Below are 18,877 nucleotides of genomic sequence, written 5' to 3'. Positions count from 1 at the left end.
ATCCGGATTCCCCGCGGTGCTCCCGGGAACCGCGTGACCATCCGCGCCGCGCCCCATCGCCATCACTCGGCGGTGGGGCGCAGGTGCGTCTCGGGCACGAGCACCGGAGCCAGGAAGCCCTTGCGGTCCCGGATCCAGGCATGCCCGATCCGCAGCGGCTGACGGACCCGCTCGGTGGGCAACCGGGCGCCGATCAGATCACCCTCCCCACCCAACTGCGGCGACAGCAGGATGCCCTGCCGATTGCGCCGGACATCGCCCAACCACCCGCTGAGCGACTGCAACAACGTCTCGGCGGTGGCCGCGTACGCCAACCCGACGCCCCGGTCGCGACCCGAACCGATCACCTCGCGCAACGCGTACCCGACCATCGACCCCATGTCCGACAACAGATCCGCGTCGTCGATCAACACCACCGCCGGCCCCGCCAGGTCCTCGACCGCGGCCGTGGTCCGCGAGCCGTCCGAGTCCGCGCCCTCGACCAGCGTCACCAACGGGTGCGCGCGCAACAGCCGCAGCGGCGAATCGCGCGGCGTGATCGCCACCACCCGAGTCCCGCTCGCCAACAGCGACACCGCCATCGTGGCGAGCGTGTTGCTGCGCCCACTGCCGGGCGGCCCGACCACCGCGAACGTGTGCTGCGCGTCCCCGAAATCCGCACCCACCGCGTTCACCGCGTCCCCGCCGATCCCCAACAGCGCCCACAGCGGCCGCCGTTGCGCCGGCGTCACCGCCTCATATGCCTCGGCGAAGGTGATCGAGGTGGGCAACGCGGCCAGCTCGAACGGCCGGCGCGCCGCGTCCACCGCCTTGTCCCGCTCGCGCGCGTCCGCCGCGATCCGCCGCAGCGCCTCGACCTGCTCGCGCCCGCTCTCGCCCGGAGCCAACAGGCACACCTGCGCCTCGGTCCACGACCCCGACACCAGGATCCGCCCGGGCGGCATCGAACCGGGAATCGCGGTACGCGGCACACCCGCCCCCGAGTACTCGGCCCGATCGGCCAACCGCAACAGCACCATGTCGTCGTTGACCGAGGACAACCGCCCGTTGATCAACGCCCGTTCCGAGGTCATCACCAGGTGGATGCCCGCCGCCGCGCCCTCGCGCAACAACCGCACCACCTCGTTCATCACCCGACCGTCGTCGTACTCGTACAACGTCGGCGCCAGCGGGTCCCACCCGTCGATCAGCAGGAACACATGTGCCGGACACGCCCGCGCGTCGCCCGCCCGCAACTCGGTCAGACTCGCGCACGCGTGTCGGGACAACAGCTCCTGACGCACGCTCAGCTCCTCGCCGAGCCGCGAGATCAGCCGGTCGATCCGACTCAGGTCGTTGCGCGGCACCACCGTGCCGCAGTGCGGCAGGTCCGCCAGCGCGGCCAGCGCGCCACCACCCGCGTCGATCGCCTGGATGTGCACGACCCCGCAGGAGTGCCTCTTGGCCAGCGCCGCCGCCATCGTGCGCAAAAGCTGGCTGCGCCCGGTACGCGGCGCGCCGACCACGAACAGATGCCCGAACGTGCTCGGATCCAGCAACACCGCCTTGCGCGCCTGCAGATGCGGCACGTCCTCCATCGCCCACGCGACCGGCTCCAGCGCACCCGGCGCCCGGTCGGCCGCGGGCGCGGGTTCGGGCAGCTCGTCCGGCAACACCCGATGCGGCAGCGGGTCCAACCACGGGCTCGGCGGCTTGGTGAAGTCCGGCAGCACCGCGGCCGCGGCCGAGATCGCGGTGACCAACTCCTTGAGATCGGTGGTCGGTTCGGCGTCGCCCGGCTGCGGCTGCGGCTCCACCTCCGGCTCGGCGGCGGGCGGACGCGGGCGCCCCAACCGACTCCAGGACAACACCGAGGTCTGCGGCCGGACCACCTCCGGCGCGACCGGGAGCGGGCGGACCGGCTCCGGGGCGGCCTTGGCGTCCATCCGCTCGGTGCCCGCGTACGCGGTCTGGAACGGGATCACCGTGTGGTGCGAGGTACGTGCCAACGCCCGGCCCGGAGTGGCCGACGAGATGGCCACCGCGTCCTTGGTGTCGATCACGTCCGAGCTCTCGCCGGCGTCGGTCACCCGCAGCGCGATCCGCAGGTTCGTGTTGGCCCGGATGTCGGCCGTGATCACCCCCGCCGGACGCTGCGTGGCGAGCACCATGTGGATGCCCAGTGAACGCCCGCGCTGGGCGATGCCGACCAGACCCGGGATGAAGTCCGGCACCTCGCGCACCAGCGTCGCGAACTCGTCCACGATCAGCAGCAGTCGCGGCAGCGCCGGCAACTGCGCGTCGCGCAACCGCTTGCCCCGGTACTCCGCGTGGTCCTTCGCGCCGACCATCGCCAACAACAGCTCACGCCGCGTGAGTTCGGCACCGAGCGAGGCCATCGCCCGATGTACGAGCTGGGCGTCCAGATCGGTCACCATGCCGAGCGTGTGCGGGAGTTCGACGCAGTCCTTGAACGCGCTGCCGCCCTTGTAGTCCACCAGCACGAAGGTCAGCTCGTCCGGCCGGTTCGCCGCCGCCAGCGCGGCCACGAACGACTGCAACAGCTCCGACTTGCCGGACCCGGTGGTGCCCGCGATCAGCGCGTGCGGACCGTCCAGGACCAGGTCGAAGGAGACCGGCCCGTCGTAGCCGACGCCGAGCGCCACCCGGGTCGACGCGGGCCGGCGCCGCCACCGCTCGCCGATCACGGCCGGGTCCGGCGGATCCAGCGCCAACAACCGCGGCAACAACACCTGATCCGGCAACGCGCCCTCGTCCGGCGAGGTCACATCGCGCACCGGCGCCAGCGCCCGGGCGATCGCGTCGCACCACCCGACGGTCGGCAGGTCCGGCCGAACGTCGGTCACGGTCGGCGCGCCGTGCCGGCGCACCGCGGCCACCGGCCCGTGCGCCGCCGACGCGTCGTCCACATTGATCACCGCCGTGCACTCCTGGGGCAGGAAGCGCTCCTCGGAATCCACACAGATCGAGAACACCCGCACCTGCGGGCCCTCCTGCAACACCTGTGTCATGCCCGGGATCTCGCGCAACCGGCGCGCGCCGTCCACCACCAGCACCACATCCGGCTCGGCGAACACCGCGTTGCGCAGCAACGTCTCGGACGCGGCCTTGCGCGCGCGCACCACCTGGACCAACTCGGCGACACGAGCCGCGATCGTCTCCGGATCACTGCCGATCAACACCTCGGGCCCGCCGCGCACCGTGCCGCGCGCGTGCGGCAACCAGGCCAACCACCCCCACGCTTCGGCGCCGGCCGCACCGGTCAACAACCGCACCTGGACGTCCCGGGGACTGTGCATGATCGCCGCCTGCGCGACCAGCCAACCCGCCAACCGCAGCGCGGGCCCGTTCGGCCCCGCCACCCCGAGCACCCCCTGCTGCGGCAGATCCACCGCTGTGGGCACGTCCGGCACGGTCCAATACGCGCGCCGATCCAGCGACTCCGAGTCGGAATCCTCGACCTCGTTGAGCGAGGTGTGCGCCGAGGTACCCACCCGCAACACGAGGTGGTCCGGGTCCACCCGCCGCCGCTCCCACAGCCGTTGCCCCGGTCCGGTCGCGAACAGCCCGGTCACCGACGGATCCGGGATCGCGTCGACCCGCCCCTGCCGCTCCACCTCGGTGCTCGCCGCGACATCCGCGAGCACCTCGGCCTTGCGGATCCGGTACGCGGCCAGGTCCTTGACGAACTGCTTGCGCCCGCTGCGCCGCGAGGAGATCCAGTTGGCCAGCGCCATGATCGGGCTGAAGATCGCGAAGATCAGGAAGAAGTACGAATGGAAGATCTTGACCATGACCAGGCCGAGCAACATCGGCGCGAGCGTGATCAACATCGGGAACGGCTGCCTGAAGTTCCCGCGCGGCCGGGTCGGGATCCGGAACCGCCCGCCCTTGACCGGCTCGACGATCCGCGGCGGCCGGTTGAAGTCCAGCCCGGCGCCGTCCGCCGACGGCACGATGTCCGCGCCCGCGTCGAACGGCGCGGCCGTGCGCAGCAACACCGGACCCACCGTCAGGCCCAGCCCGAGCTCCCACTCGACCTCGCCGACGATCGGCCGTTCGGGATCCGGCGCCGGCTCGTCCGCGAACTCCTTGTCCTTCGGGTCGATCGGCCGCGCGGGCGTGTCCTCCTTGGTCCGATACACCCGCCCGAGCCGGATCTCGCTGCCGGTCGGCACCGCGACCCGGACCGTGCCGGACGGCCCGACGGTGACCCGGATCTCGTGCGCCGGCACGCCGGGCTCGTCGATCCGGATCGCACACCCGGGATCGGCACCGATGTCGTAAGTGCCCATCGGCAACGGCCAGATCACTCCCGCGCCCGGGCCCGCCGCGAGGTGCACCTCGACGAGCGCCGGGTCGGGGCGCGTGTCCATCGGGTCGGCGGAGACCGGGCCGAGGGTGAGTTCGCTGCCCTCACGGATGCCGCACACCGACAACCCGGCGTCGTGGTCGAGCACGGCGCCGGCGACACGACACGGCATGCCGGGCGCGCCCAAGTCGTGCGTGTCGGCGAGGTGTTCGAGGAGTTCGCCGACGGTGGTCCCGGAATCCGCCTCGATCACGATCGAGTCCCGCCGACTCCGCGCGGGCTCGGACACGGTGATGGTCAGTCGCATGCGATCGCCTCCAAGGGAACGCGGACGGCGGTCACAACCGCTCACCCCGGCCGGGAACGGGCTCCGGGTCGGGCCGGGCGGGAACTACGGGGTGGGGCGGGGTGGCGGGGTCGGTCGGGGCGGCCGGGTGGGCGGGCGTGGCCGGGTCGGCCGGGTCGGCGGGGTCGGCGGTGCGGTTGGGATCGGCCGGGTCGCGTGGGGGAGCGGGCACGGGAGCGGGTGGCTCGGCGGGGATGGGCGGGGTGGTGGGCGTGATGGGGCCTGCCGGGGCTGCCGGGCCTGCCGGGGCTGCCGGGCCCGTCGGGTCGGCGGAGAGGGGTGGGTCGGTTCGGGGAGCGGGGATGTTTTCGGTCGGAGCCTGGGTGTGGCGTGCGGAGGCGAACGCCGGCGATCGGCGAGGAGGGGTGGCCGGAGCCGAGGGGGCGGTTCCTGCGGATGCGGATCCCGGGGATGCGGATCCCGAGGGTGTCGGTGCCGTGGGGCCGGTAGGCGCGGGAGCGGGTACGGCCGCCGGCCGGGTGGAGTCGGGCACGGACGGGGTGGGCGAAGTCGCAGCACCGGATCGGGTCGGGCTCGGAACTCCTGCCTGGGACGCTGCGTCCGACGCCGACGCCGACGCCGACGCCGACGCCGACGCCGACGCCGACGCCGACGCGGCCCCGGACGCCGGCACAGGCCCGGACGCGGCGACCGGAGCCGCCTCGGATCCGGTCACAGCGCCGGACGACCCGCCGGACCTGCCCGCCCCGGCACTGCGCGGTCCGGACGCCGTGGCAGCCCCCGCCGACGCGGATCCGCCGGGGACGCCCGGTCCGCGGGACACGGGAGGCCCACCCGCAGCCGACCCGTCCCCGCTCGTCCCACCCGCGCCGGCCGCCCCCTGCAGGGTCGCCCCCGACAAGGCCGCAGCCGGGCTCGGTGGCGTCGGGTTCGGTGGCGTCGGGCTCGGGGGGAGCGGCTGCGAGGGGGTCAGGTGACCGGAGCGGACCACTCGCGCGACCGCGCGGGCCAGACCCGCTGTCTCGACCGGGCCCAGGCCGTCCGCGGCGGGCAGGACCCCGAACGCGTCCGGCCGCAGCACCAGGCGACGCCCCCGCACGTCCCCGAGCACGAGCATCCGCCGCGTCCGGACCCGGGCGAACGCCGCCAGCTCGCCCTCGAGTTCCGGCTCGGGCTCCGCGCAGACCAGGACCCGCACCGCGGGATCGGCGCACAACTCGCCCGGCGTACGGCCCGCGAAGCCCGGATGTACACCCTGAGCCACCCCGACCGAACCCGCCGGCAACCGCCGCGCCAATTGCGCGGTCAGCGCGTGCCCCAGGTCCCGACCGGCGGCCGGATCCCCGGTCACCGCGACCACCGGAGCCACCGCCGACAGGTCCAGCAGCACGACACCCGAGTCCAGCAACCCGACCACGACCGGCAGCGCCGCCTCCGCATCCGGCGCCCCGGCATCGAGTACTCCCGAACCCGGCGCCCCCGCACCCGGTACTCCCGAACCCGTCGTCCCCGAATCCGGTGCCGCCGCGCCCAGTTCGGCCACCGAGGTCGACCACAGCAGGGGATCCGCCGGGTTCGCCGACCAAGGACCCCTCACCTCAGGGGACTTGACGGCGGCGAGCCGCACCGACACCCGCTCGCCTGCCAGGACCACGGCCCAGGGCTCGACGCCCGCCGACCGTGCCCGCGCCACCGCGCGCGTCGCGAGGTCGAACGTCTCGGGCGTACCCAGGTAGCGGGTCAGGGTGGCCAACCCGCGTCGATCCCGTCGCCAGGCGACGAACGGCGCGGCGAACGCCCGCCCCGTGGCCACGATCTGCTGCCACAACCCCCGGAACAACCCGCGCGGACCGGCCCGACGGGCCAGGACCCGCAGCAACACCACGACAAGGACCACGAGTTCGAGCAGAGCCAGCCAGGTGATGCCCCGGTTGCCACTCCAGAAGTCCGCGCCGAATGGATTCGCGGCCGTTGTGCTGCTGATCGTGCCCTCCCGAAGAACAGGTGATACCGAGGCCACCCGGAGATCAGTGAGCATTGAAGCAGTCGCGCAGCGTATTCGAAAGGCCTGAGACGATATTCGGGAAAGGGCTTTCCGGAAGCATCCGTCACCGTTTCGGGGGTAGCGAAGGACATCGGCGAACCGCATCGACCCCATGGTCGACCGGCCCTGCGTCCACCTGGTGAAAGGGCTGTGACCTGCACATACAGCGAGATGCCCAGGGCTCGTTCACACCTGTGCGGCAGCGGCCCCCCGGACCGCTCGTCCCGCTTTCCTCATTCTCTGGAAAATCCCGCAACGAACTCGAAACGGGATTCCGGCAATCCTGCACGCGGATCGACAAACCTGCGAATCGACGTGACATTCCCCTTGCCTGGGAAATATGTGCGCCCGTGTTGCGGCGATTCCACAAAATAGACGCGGAGTCGCCCGCGCGACACGGATCTGAGCATCTTCTGAGGTTTCGCTCGCGCGACCCAGCCCAAATCAGTGCAGATAGAGCAAGTCACCCAAAGAGTGCAATATGGCCGAAAGTGCCGGCCCGACACCCCTCGCAACCCTGCCCCGCAACTCCGTCGTGCGGCCCCGCTACGACACCCCGCGCTCCAAGCGCGCCCGCAATTCCGGATCCGGACTCGCCGTCGCCGCCCCGGCCAACAGCCCGACCGCCACCAACACCACCGGAAATTCGGCCACATAGTCCATCGAGGCCTGCACCACGAACGCTGTGAACGTCGCCGTGCCCACCACGACCACCGCGACCGGCTGCGGCGAACGCCACAGCCGGACGTACATCCACCCCACCAGCGCGACCAGGCACAGCGCGCCGGGCGCCCCCTGCTCGGCGCCCTGGCGCAGCCACAACGAGTGCGCCGACCGCGCGTCCGCGTCCGCGCTCGCGGTCGGACTGTTCGTCACGAACATGCCCGGACCGGTCCCGCGCAGCGGGTAGCTCTTCGTCAGATGTACGGCGTCGGACCACAGTTGCACCCGGCGCTCGGTCAGACCCGTCTCCGCGGCACCCTCCAGGCCGCCCGTGCGGCTGCCGAGCACCCCCAACACCACGGTGCCCGAGGCCACTCCGAGCACGCACACCGCCGACACCACCACGACCGTGCCCTTGCGATACACCGCCGCCGACAACAACGCGGTCAGCAGCACGGCCAACGCGCCGACCGCCGCCGCCACCGAACGCGTCGCGAACGCCGCGAGTACCAACAACCCGGCCAATACCAGGATTTCGCCCCGCCGCCGATCGGACGCGGCGACCAGCGCGGCCAGACACGCGGCGCCCACCGCCTGCGTCACCAACGCGCCGTCGGCGTTCCCGTACTCCAACGGCGGCGCCGTGGCGTCCCCGCTCAACGCGCCGGGCCACAACACCAGCAGCGCCGTCACCCCGCCGGCCACCAGCGCCGGCGCCAGTAACGCGGAACGCGCGCCCAGCACCCGCCCCAGCACATAGCCCCCGACCGCGGCCAACAGCGCGAAGAGATACGCCTCCGGCTCACCGGCGCGATTCGCCGCCGCCACCAGGGCCCACATCGCGGTCGCCGCGACCACGGCCGTGCCCAGCAGGTCCAATCGGGACAGATACCGCGCCGAACCCCGGACCCGATGATCGCCTTCCCGGTCAGTACTCACAGCACAATCCGCTTCCGCTCGAGGATCCGGACCACCCGTACCGCGCCCGCGTGCGCGGGCGCCCCATCCCGGCCGCCCGGCGATGCCAGGATGTCCCCATGCCGCTCTACATCTGCGGGGCCGGCGGCGTCGGCCGCGAAGCCCTCGACGCCGCGCTCGCCGCCACGCTCACCGTCACCGCGTTCCTCGACGACGCCCGCGCCGGCGAGAAGGTACGCGGCCTGCCGGTGCTGCGCCCGACCGACGTCGACGCCGGCGAGTACCTGGTCGGCATCGCCGCGCCCGACGCGCGCGCCCGACTCACCCGCCTGCTCGACGAACGCGGCCTGCACGCGGTCACCCTCGTACACCCGCGCGCGGTCATCTCGCCGGAGACCGCGATCGCCGCCGGCTGCCTGATCCAGGCCAACGCGCACGTCTCCAGCAGCGTCACCCTGGGCCCGCACGCGCAGGTCCACTACAACGCCACCATCGGACACGACGCGGTGCTGGACGCGCGCAGCACCGTGTACCCGGGCGCGAACATCTCCGGCAACGTGCACCTGGGCGAGGACGCCACCGTCGGCAGCAACGCCGTGGTCCTGCAAGGGCTGACCGTCGGCCCCGGCGCCTTCGTCGGCGCGGGCGCCGTGGTCACACGCGACGTACCGGCGGGCACGACCGTGGTGGGCTCGCCGGCCCGCCCGCTGCGCCCGCGCGAGGACGCCGACCGGCTCAGTTGAGCCGGGACCGGAACCACGCGACCGTCTGCGCGAGCCCCTCGCGCAGTTCGACCGGCTCGGCCGTGGGGAACAACGCGCGCAGCCGCGACCCGTCCGCCTGCGAGTCCCGCACGTCGCCCGGCCGAGGCGGCGCGTGCTCGACCTCCACCGGATGCCCGAGCACCTCCGTCAACAGGGCGATCAGCGCGTTCAGCGAAGTCCGCGAACCGAACGCCAGGTTCACCGGGATATCGGAGACCACCCGGCGCAACACCGCGTCGATGAGCACGGCGCAAACGCTGCCGATGTTGGTGAAGTCGCGCGTCTGTTCGCCGTCGCCCTGCACGGAAAGCGGCCGACCCGCCAACGCCGCGTCCACGAACCGGGGAATCACCGCCGCGTAGGCGTGATCGGCCGGCTGACCGGGCCCGAACACGTTGAAGAAGCGGAACGGCAGCACCGGCAGGTCGTAGCAGTTGCCGTAGGCGATCAGGTACGACTCGGTGGCCAACTTGCTGACCGCGTACGGACTCAGCGGCGCGGTGCGCATGTCCTCGCGCTTGGGCAACTCGCGATTCGCGCCGTACACCGACGACGAGGACGCGGCCACCACGTGGATGTCGCCCGCCCGCCGTGCCGCCTCGAGCACCTCCAGGGTGCCCGTCGCGTTGGCGTGATGGCTGGCCAGTGGCGCCTCCACCGAGCGCGGCACCGACGGCAACGCCGCCAGGTGCACCACCGCGTCCGCGCCGGCGAACGCGCGATCGAGCAACTCCGGCTCCAGGATCGACCCCTGATGGAACGTCACCTTCAAGCCGTCCAGGCTCGCGAGCGACCCCGTGGAAAGGTCGTCGACCACGTGCACGTCGCGCACGACGTCGTGGCCCTGCAGCGCGGCGGCCAGATTCGAGCCGATGAAACCGGCACCGCCGGTGATCACTACCTTCACAAAGTCCCCCCGGACCATCGTGCTGAACCATCCCCGCCAGGGCCTGTGTTCCGAACTCCCCCAAGTCCGATCCGAGACCGGCCCGTCCCCGGTTCCCGCACTGTACCCACGGCCCGCTTCACGAGAGGGCAAAACCCGGACAACAGGCCGGAACGTGCGCCACACTTTCCCCTATCTCGGACCCGGGACACCGCCCCGGGCACCGATACCGGGGTGGGGGACACTCATGAAATTGCCCAGACCACGGCTGCGCAGAGCGACGATTCCGACATTGTTCGCTTTACTCCTCGCGCTGACCGTCGCGGCACCGAATACACCCGAGGCCGCCGCGGGGCCGTGCGACGCACCCGTTGCGAACGCGGTTGCCTGCGAGAACACCAAGACCGGCAACCCGCGCACCGAATGGGACATCAGCGGTGCCGGCAGCAACGCCATCCAAGGCTTCTCCACCGACATCAGCGTCAACGCCGGTGGCCAGATCAAGTTCAAGATCGACACGTCCGCAAGCTCCTACCGCATCGACATCTACCGACTCGGTTGGTACAACGGCAACGGCGCTCGCAAGGTCTACACGATCCCGGCGTCGGCGGTCACGCCGCGGCAACAGTCCGACTGCGACACCGACAACCTGGTGACCGGGCTGATCGACTGCTCCAACTGGACCGACTCCGCGTCCTGGACCGTGCCCGCGGACGCGGTGTCCGGCTACTACATCGCCAAACCCACGCGTACCGACGGCTCATCGGGCGCGAGCCACATCCCGTTCGTGGTCCGCAACGACGCGTCGCACTCGGCGATGTTCATGCAGGCCTCCGACACCACCTGGCAGGCGTACAACGCCTACGGCGGCAACGACCTGTACACCGGGCAACCGGTGGGCCGGGCGTACAAGGTCAGCTACAACCGACCCTTCACCACCCGTGCGGACAATCCCGCCGACTCGCTGTTCAACGCCGAGTTCGCGATGCTGCGCTTTCTGGAACGCAACGGCTACGACGTCACCTACACGACCGGCGTGGACAGCGACCGACGTGGCCAACTGATCAAGAACCACAAGGTCTTCCTCTCGGTGGGACACGACGAGTACTGGTCCGGCACCCAACGCGCCCATGTCGAGGCGGCCCGCGACGCGGGGGTCAATCTCGCCTTCTTCTCCGGCAACGAGATCTTCTGGAAGACCCGTTGGGAGAACGGCGGGATCAACGGCAACGGCCCCGATCACCGCAACCTGGTCTCGTACAAGGACACCCACGCCAACGAGTCGATCGACCCGCTCGGCCCGGCCATGTGGACCGGCACCTGGCGCGACCCGCGGTTCTCACCACCCGGTGACGGCGGCCGACCGGAGAACAGCCTCAGCGGCACCATCTTCACGGTCAACTGCTGTACGACCGACATGAACGCCAACGGCGCGGACGGCCGCCTCCGCCTGTGGCGGAACACCCGCCTCGCCACCCTCGGCCTCACCGCACAAACCACACTCGGAAGCGGAACCCTCGGCTACGAATGGGACTCCGATCTGGACAACGGCTCGCGGCCCGCGGGCCTGATCCGGCTCTCGACCACGGTCAAGTCCGGCATGTCCGTGATTCAGGACCAGGGTTCGACCTACGCCGACGGCAGCTCGAAGCACAGCCTGACGCTCTACCGCGCACCCAGCGGCGCCCTCGTCTTCGGCGCGGGCACCATCCAATGGGCGTGGGGCCTGGACGTGTACCGGGTCGGCGCCAACGGCACCGTGGACACCGCGATGCAGCAGGCCACCATCAACCTGTTCGCCGACATGGGCGTGCAGCCCGGCACGCTGATGGCCGGCATGGTCGCGGCCACGGCGAGCACCGACACCACCCGGCCCACCTCGACCATCACCGCGCCGACCAACGGCGGCAGCCTGCCCGCCAATTCCAACGTGACGGTCACCGGCACCGCGACCGACACCGGCGGCAAGGTCGGCGGCGTCGAGGTCTCGGTGGACAACGGCGCCACCTGGCACCCGGCCACCACCGGCCGGGAGAACTGGACCTACGTCTTCACCACCGGCGCCGGCGGCTCGATCACCATCAAGACCCGGGCCACCGACGACAGCGCGCGCACCGAGATCCCCTCCGCGGGCGTCACGGTCACCCTGGGCGGGCCACCACAGCCGGTGAACTGCCCGTGCACGCTGTGGACGCCGACCGACCAGCCCTCGTCCGGGCCGGATCCGGACACCGCCGCCACCGAACTGGGCGTCAAATTCCAGGCCGACCGGGCCGGTTTCATCAACGGCATCCGGTTCTGGAAGAACGCCGAGAACACCGGCACACACACCGGGACCCTGTGGTCCGCGTCCGGCAGCGCCCTGGCCACCGCGCCGTTCACCGGCGAAACCGCGTCCGGCTGGCAACAGGTGACGTTCGCCCAGCCCGTGCCGGTCACCGCCGGAACCACCTACATCGCGTCGTACCAGGCGCCCAACGGCAGGTACTCCGCCGACCAGGGCGGCCTGACCAACGCGCACATCCGCGGTCCGCTGACCGCACCGGCGAGCAACACGTCCGGCGGCAACGGCGTCTACCGCTACGGCACCGGATTCCCGACCTCGACCTGGAACGACAGCAACTTCTGGGTCGACCCGGTGTTCACCACCTCGAACACCACACCGACCGGCCCCGCGCCGGTGGTCACCGCGACCGTCCCGGCGAGCGGGGCGACCCTCGCCCCGGCCGGCGGCAACATCACCGCGACCTTCGACCTCGCGGTCCAGCCCGCGACGATCGTGTGGTCGGTCACCAAGGCGGACAACAGCACCGTCGCCGGCACCGCGAGCTACAACGCCGCGACCCGGGTCGCGACCTTCGACCCGACCGTCGACCTGGCCGCCGGCACGACGTACACAGTGTCCCTCACCGGCGCGCAAACCGCCGAGGGCACCACGATGGCCGCCAAGACATGGTCCTTCACCACGGCGGGCAGCACGCCGCCACCCACCTGCAACCCGTCCTGCACGATCTGGCCCGCCACCGCGACGCCCGCCGTGCTCCAGGACAGCGACACCACCGGTATCGAACTCGGCGTCAAGTTCAGCAGTACGACCCTGGGGAAGGTAACCGGATTGCGGTTCTACAAGGGCGCCGGCAACACCGGCACGCACACCGGAACGATCTGGTCCGGCACGGGCACCCTCCTCACCAGCGCGGTCTTCGGCAGTGAGACAGCCTCCGGATGGCAACAGGTGAACTTCACCCAACCGGTCGTCATCGCCGCCAACACCACCTACGTGGCGTCGTACTTCGCCCCGGTGGGCCGGTACTCCTCCACGGAAGGCGGGTTGACCGCGGCGGCCGGCACCGGACCCGTCAAGGCCGCCGCGTCCGGCACCGTCGGCGGCAACGGCGTGTACGCCTACGGCGCGAGCGGATTCCCGACCGATACCTGGAACGACAGCAACTACTGGGTGGACGTCGTCTTCACCACCAACTAGCCACGGCAGCCGGTCGCGGCAACCCCGAACACCGAACACCCGGTACCAGGCACCGAACCCGGTCGAGTCACCACCATCGACCACACACCCCGCGAGCCGGCCGCCGGCGGCACCGATCCGCCGGCGGCCGGCCCCGAAGGCGAGCGCGGCGGCCCGGACTCCCGCGCCGTCCGCCCCGAACCACGAACCGACCGTCATGCCATTGAGGAGCACCAACTCGATGAAGGCTGCCCGCGCCAGAACCAGATCGGGTCACCGACAACGCAGAGGAACGTGGACGAGCATCGCGTTCGCCGTGATCGGTGCGTTGCTGTTCACCCTGTTCGCACCGATCACCGCGGCCCAAGCCGCGCCATGCAGTCCGTGCTCGCTGTTCGCCGGCGCCACCCCGAACGGTGCCGTGACCGACACCGACGCGGTGGCCGTCGAACTGGGCGTGCGCTTCAAGCCCGACAGCAACGGCACCATCACCGAGATCAAGTTCTGGAAGGACGCCGGCAACACCGGCACCCACACCGGCCGGATCTGGGACACCGCCACCGGCACCGCGACCTCGGTGACCTTCATCGCGGAATCCGCGTCCGGCTGGCAGACCGCGGCCTTCACGAGCCCCATCGCGGTCACCGCCGGACACACCTACATCGCCTCCTACGTGGCACCGGTCGGCCGCTACACGGTCACCGACAACTACTTCGCGTCGGACCGCACCGTCGAACAACTCGTCGCCCCCGCCAGCAACGGCAACCAGGGCAACGGCGTCTACACCTACAACCCCGGCGGCGGCATGCCGACCGACTCCTACCAGGCCGGCAACTACTGGGTGGACGTCTCCTTCGTCCCCGGCGCCGACACCACACCGCCCACGGTCACCCAGACCACCCCCGCCGCGAACGCCACCGGAGTGGCCACCGCCGCGCCGCTGTCGGTGACCTTCAACGAGCCCGTACAGCCCGCCACCGTCCAGTGGGCGGTCAACCGGACCGGCGGCCCGGCCGTCACCGGCACCGCGACCTACAGCGGCAACACGGCGACGTTCCAGCCCTCCTCGCCACTGGCCGTATCCACGGGCCACACCGTCACGGTGACCGGCGCCAAGGACGCCGCCGGCAACACCATGGCCACCAAGTCCTGGTCGTTCACCACCGGCACCGGCAGCAGCCAGTCCGTGGAGACCAACATCTGGACCGGCCCGGTCAGCCCGAACACGCCGAACCAGACCGACAACAACAGCGTCGAGGTCGGCGTCAAGTTCCGCACCACCACCGACGGCCAGATCAAGTCGATCAAGTTCTGGAAGCTCACCGGCAGCACCGGCCCGTACGCGGTCAGCCTGTGGGACAAGAACACCCAGACCCGCCTGGCCACCGTGCCCAACGTCAGCCGCACCGGCAGCGGTTGGCAGACCGTCGACCTGCCCACCCCGATCACCGTGCACGCCGGCGTCACCTACGTCGCGTCCTACTTCGCGCCCAACGGCAACTACCCCGCCAACACCGGCTCGTTCTCCCAGCCTGTCGGCAACTCGCTGATCACCGCCCTGGCCGACGGCGTCGACGGCGGCAACGGCGTCTACAAGTACAACGCGGGCAGCGTCTACCCGACGGACAGCTGGAACGGCAGCAACTACTGGGTGGACGTGGTCTTCAGCACCAACGCCGAAGACACCGTTGCCCCCGCGGTCACCGGCCAGTCGCCGATGCCGAACGCCAACGGCGTGCTCTCCGGCGTGCAACCCTCGGTGACCTTCAGCGAACCGCTCAAGCCCACCGGCCTGAGCTTCGTCCTCAAGCGCAACGGCACGGCCGTACCCGCCGAACTCGAACTCGACAACCCGACCACGCCGACTCAGCTCACCCTCAAACCGGACGCCGAACTCGCTTACGGCACGCCGTACACACTCACCGTGAGCGGCGTCAAGGACCAGTCCGACAACGCGATGCCGGACACGACCTGGACCTTCACCACCGGCCAGGCCCCGCCCACCCCGCCGTGCGACGCGCCCAACACCGGGCCCATCCTGGTGATCAAGGCCGACTCGAACCCGTTCAGTTGCTACTACACCGAGATCCTGCGCAGCGAGGGACTCAACTCGTTCGCGGTCAAGGACGCGAGCGCGGTCAACGCCGCGGTGCTCGGCGGATACACCACCGTCGTCCTCGGCGACTTCGCTCCCTCGGCACAACTGGTCACCGACCTCACCACCTGGGTCAACGGCGGCGGCAACCTGATCGCGATGCACCCGCGCGCCGCCCTGGCCGGCCTGCTCGGCCTCGGCACCTCCGGCGGCTTCCAGGCCAACCAGTACATGAAGGTGGACAGCGGCACCGCCGCCGGCGCCGGCATCTACAGCCAGCAGAGCATGCAGTACCACGGGCCCGCCGACGTCTGGACGGTCCCCGGCGGCACCGGCACGGTCCGGGTCGCGGACCTGTACACCCGCACCGGCACCACCCCGCTCGGCCCCGCCGTGACCACCCGCTCCGTGGGCAGCGGCACCGCGTCCGCGTTCACCTACGACCTGGCCCGCTCGATCGTGCAGACCCGCCAGGGCAACCCGGCCCAGGCCGGCGTCGAGAACGACAACTTCTCCGACAGCGGCGGCCCGCTGATGCGCGCCGACGACATGTTCTACCCGGACTGGATCGACCTCAGCCGGGTCCAGATCCCGCAGGCCGACGAGCAGCAGCGCCTGTTCGCCAACCTGATCGAACTCGGCAACCGGGCCAAGGCCCCGATCCCGAGGACCTGGTACCTGCCCGGCAACGCCGCCACCGCGGCACCCGACCTGCTCAAGGTCGTGATGGTCTCCACCGGCGACAACCACGGCCAGAACCTCAGCGACATGCAGGGCAGGGTCACCCGCTACAACAACAACAGCTCCGACCCGGCCTGCTCGAGCCCGATCGCCGCGCTGCGCGACGCCGCGGTACGGAACTGGAAGTGCATGCGCGGCACCATCTACGTCTGGGGCCCGGGAGCTCAGGGCACCCAGGCGCCCTCGGTGTCCGACGTCCAGAACTGGACCGCACAGGGCTTCGAGATCGCCCGACACGTCGACCAGAACGGCAGTTGCCCGCAGCTTCGCGCCGGCGCGTCCCAGACGGACATCAACGCCGGACTCGGCGCGGTGTACGAGAACAGCCTCGACGACTTCACCCGCTACGCCCCGCTGAAGCCCACCACCAACCGGACGCACTGTCTGACCTGGCCCGACTGGAGCTCGAACGCCTCGATCGCCCGGGCCAAGGGAATCCGGCTCGACACGAACTACTACTACATGCCGGATTACTGGAAGAACACGTGGGGCGGGCCGCTCATGAAGGCGAGCCCCGGATTCTTCACCGGTTCCGGCTTCCCGATGCGATTCACCGACCCGAGCGGTCAGATGATCGACATCTACCAGGGCACCACCCAAATCAACGACGAATTCCAACAGGTCTACCCGGACACGTTCGACCAGCTCGTCAACGGCGCCAACAACGACGGCTTCTACGGCGCGTTCGTGATGAACAACCACACGGACTCGGCGAACGCCAACGGCGGGGTCGGCAACGTGGGCCAGCTCGACATCGAACAGGCCCTGATCGCGTCGGCCAAGGCGAAGAACGTCCCGATCGTCTCCGCCAAACAATTGCTGGACTGGACCGACGCCCGGAACGCGTCCACCATCACCGGCCTCAACCGGGTCGGCAACACGGTCACCTTCACGGTCAACCAGAACGCGGCCGCGACGAACCTGATGACGATGTTGCCGACCACCGGCTCGGGCGGCACCACCCTCACGGCCCTCTCCCGAGGCGGCTCCGCGGTCACCTTCCAGAAGACCACCGTCAAGGGCATCGAGTACGCCGTCTTCGACGGGACCTCCGGCGCGTACACGGCGACCTACGCCAACGCGGTGGCGCCGCTGATCGCCGAGGCCAAGGCGGCCCCGGCCGCCGACGGCTCGGGCACGCTGACCTGGAAGACCGACGTGCCCGCGACCACGGAGATGCAGCTCGGCACCAAGCCGGACCAGATGCCGATCACCCACAAGAGCGTGGAGACCGCGGGCGAGCACAAGGTCGCCCTGGGCGCGCTCAAGCCCGACACCACCTACTACTACCGGCTCACCTCGGAGAACGTGAAGGGCGAGCGCACGGTCTGGCCCGCCCCGAACGCGAAGCCCGCGGAGTTCCGCACACCCAAGGCCGACCGCAAGGCGCCGGTGATCAGCGACGTCTCGGTCAAGACCTGGCCCGACGGCAGCGCCGACCTGACCTGGAAGACGGACAAGCCCACGACCACCTCGGTCCTGCTGGGCGACAACCCGAATTCGGTCCGACCGGTGTACGCGGACCGGAAGCAGTCCACCACCGAGCACCACGCCAAGCTCGGCCACCTCGGCGCCGGCAGCACGTACGCGTTCCGCCTCGCGGGCGTCGACGCGGCCGGGAACGAGGGCACCTGGTCGGGCGGCAGCGGTAGGAAGAAGGACACCGCGCGTCTGGTGATGCCGAGGCCGGGTGTCGCCGAGACGGGCGCGTTCGACTTCACCAACGGCACGGTCTCGGGGGGAGCGGTGAGCGGCGACCGCCCGGACGCCCTCACCCTGGACAAGGCCCCGACCGGCACGTATGTGTCGAAGGCCTTGGACGCCGGCCTGATGGTGACGTGGCTGACCGGCGACTGGCAGGCCGAGATCCCCAAGGGCACGACATTGCGGGTATCGGTGCGGACCGGGACGACGGCGGTTCCGGACGCGAGCTGGACCGCATGGAAGGACCTGTCCCGACCGGGAGACACCGTGGGGACCGCATCGCGTTTCCTGCAATACAAGGTGGAGCTCACCGGCGACGGGCGCGCATTGCCCACGCTCAAGGGCATCGGCTTCACCCACGACGGCAAGGTCACGACCACGCCGCCGGTGACCGAGGCGGGACCGAACACGGTGCCGGGCCCGAACCCCGTGACGGGGAAGGGGCGTTGACCCTCGACTGAACCCGCAGGGGTGGTACCAGCGGCCGGGCCCGGAGCGATTTGGAGCTCCGGGCCCGGCCGTGTACTGTTGCGAAGTCCGCCCGGGAGGCGAGCAAATCCATGATCACCGATTAGGCGATCGGGAATGCGCTCCGCTAAAGTCTGCGGGCGCCGCCAAATGCCTCGGAGAATGTGAATTCCCGATGCCCGAAGCGGTGGGCGAAGCAGGCCGGAAGGACTGCTAAGCTCGAAGAGCCGGAAGCCGGGGAGACGAAAGTTTCGAAGGCCGAAAGCGCGAAGCAACGGATGAAAAGCGGGTCGGAAGATCTGCTAGAGTCCGGGAAGCGGAAAACGCGGAAACGCGGTGGACGCCGAAAACGAGGAAAGCGAAGCCGCCGAAACGGTGTGCTAAGCTGGAAACGCGAAAGCGAAACACGAAGAACAGCACGAAAAACTGAAACACCTTGAACGTTAAACGCCCGGAGGGCGCGGTTGATTCCGCACCGAAGGAAGCGTCCGTTCCTTGAGAACTCAACAGCG

8 protein-coding genes are annotated in these 18,877 nt (G+C 70.6%); 3 read left to right on the top strand and 5 right to left on the bottom strand.

Features of this window, described 5'->3' with window-relative positions; translation table 11 throughout:
* Positions 1-62: 62 nt before the first annotated feature.
* The 3 genes from ACWCPW_RS33140 to ACWCPW_RS33130 form a co-directional block, all read right to left on the bottom strand.
* A complete protein-coding gene (locus ACWCPW_RS33140; RefSeq protein ID WP_449765256.1) occupies positions 63-4,619 on the bottom strand; it encodes an FtsK/SpoIIIE domain-containing protein in 4,557 nt (1,518 codons plus the stop codon).
* Positions 4,620-4,650: 31 nt separating this feature from the next.
* Positions 4,651-6,657 (bottom strand): hypothetical protein, encoded by a 2,007-nt coding sequence (locus ACWCPW_RS33135; RefSeq protein WP_449765255.1) that lies wholly within the window; start codon positions 6,655-6,657, stop codon positions 4,651-4,653.
* 552 nt (positions 6,658-7,209) lie between these two features.
* On the bottom strand, positions 7,210-8,265 hold the full coding sequence (locus ACWCPW_RS33130) for an O-antigen ligase family protein (RefSeq protein WP_449765254.1): 1,056 nt from the start codon (positions 8,263-8,265) through the stop codon (positions 7,210-7,212).
* Positions 8,266-8,363: 98 nt separating this feature from the next.
* Between ACWCPW_RS33130 and ACWCPW_RS33125 the strand changes: the two genes are divergently transcribed.
* A complete protein-coding gene (locus ACWCPW_RS33125) occupies positions 8,364-8,987 on the top strand; it encodes a NeuD/PglB/VioB family sugar acetyltransferase (protein WP_449765253.1) in 624 nt (207 codons plus the stop codon).
* Here ACWCPW_RS33125 and ACWCPW_RS33120 read toward each other — a convergent pair.
* The gene (locus ACWCPW_RS33120) at positions 8,980-9,915 is read right to left on the bottom strand and encodes an NAD-dependent epimerase/dehydratase family protein (RefSeq protein ID WP_449765252.1); all 936 of its coding nucleotides are present in this window, start codon (positions 9,913-9,915) and stop codon (positions 8,980-8,982) included. The two genes, ACWCPW_RS33125 and ACWCPW_RS33120, sit on opposite strands and share 8 nt — an antisense overlap.
* A gap of 271 nt (positions 9,916-10,186) precedes the next feature.
* Here ACWCPW_RS33120 and ACWCPW_RS33115 point away from each other — a divergent pair, with 271 nt between their 5' ends.
* Positions 10,187-13,378 carry a DUF4082 domain-containing protein gene (locus tag ACWCPW_RS33115; protein WP_449765251.1) on the top strand — a complete coding sequence of 1,064 codons (3,192 nt, stop codon included), beginning with the start codon at positions 10,187-10,189 and terminating at the stop codon, positions 13,376-13,378.
* Between the two features lie 295 nt (positions 13,379-13,673).
* Complete coding sequence (locus tag ACWCPW_RS33110; RefSeq protein WP_449765250.1) at positions 13,674-18,347, top strand: DUF4082 domain-containing protein; 4,674 nt, start codon at positions 13,674-13,676, stop codon at positions 18,345-18,347.
* Positions 18,348-18,578: 231 nt separating this feature from the next.
* On the opposite strand, the gene ACWCPW_RS33105 is transcribed toward ACWCPW_RS33110, so the two are convergent.
* A partial coding sequence (locus tag ACWCPW_RS33105) for a hypothetical protein (RefSeq protein WP_449765249.1) occupies positions 18,579-18,877 on the bottom strand: 299 nt, incomplete at its 5' end.

The sequence above is a fragment of the Embleya sp. NPDC001921 genome (assembly GCF_053594475.1).
Note: the sequence above shows the minus strand (reverse complement) of the source record. Positions and strands in the feature narration are given on the sequence as shown.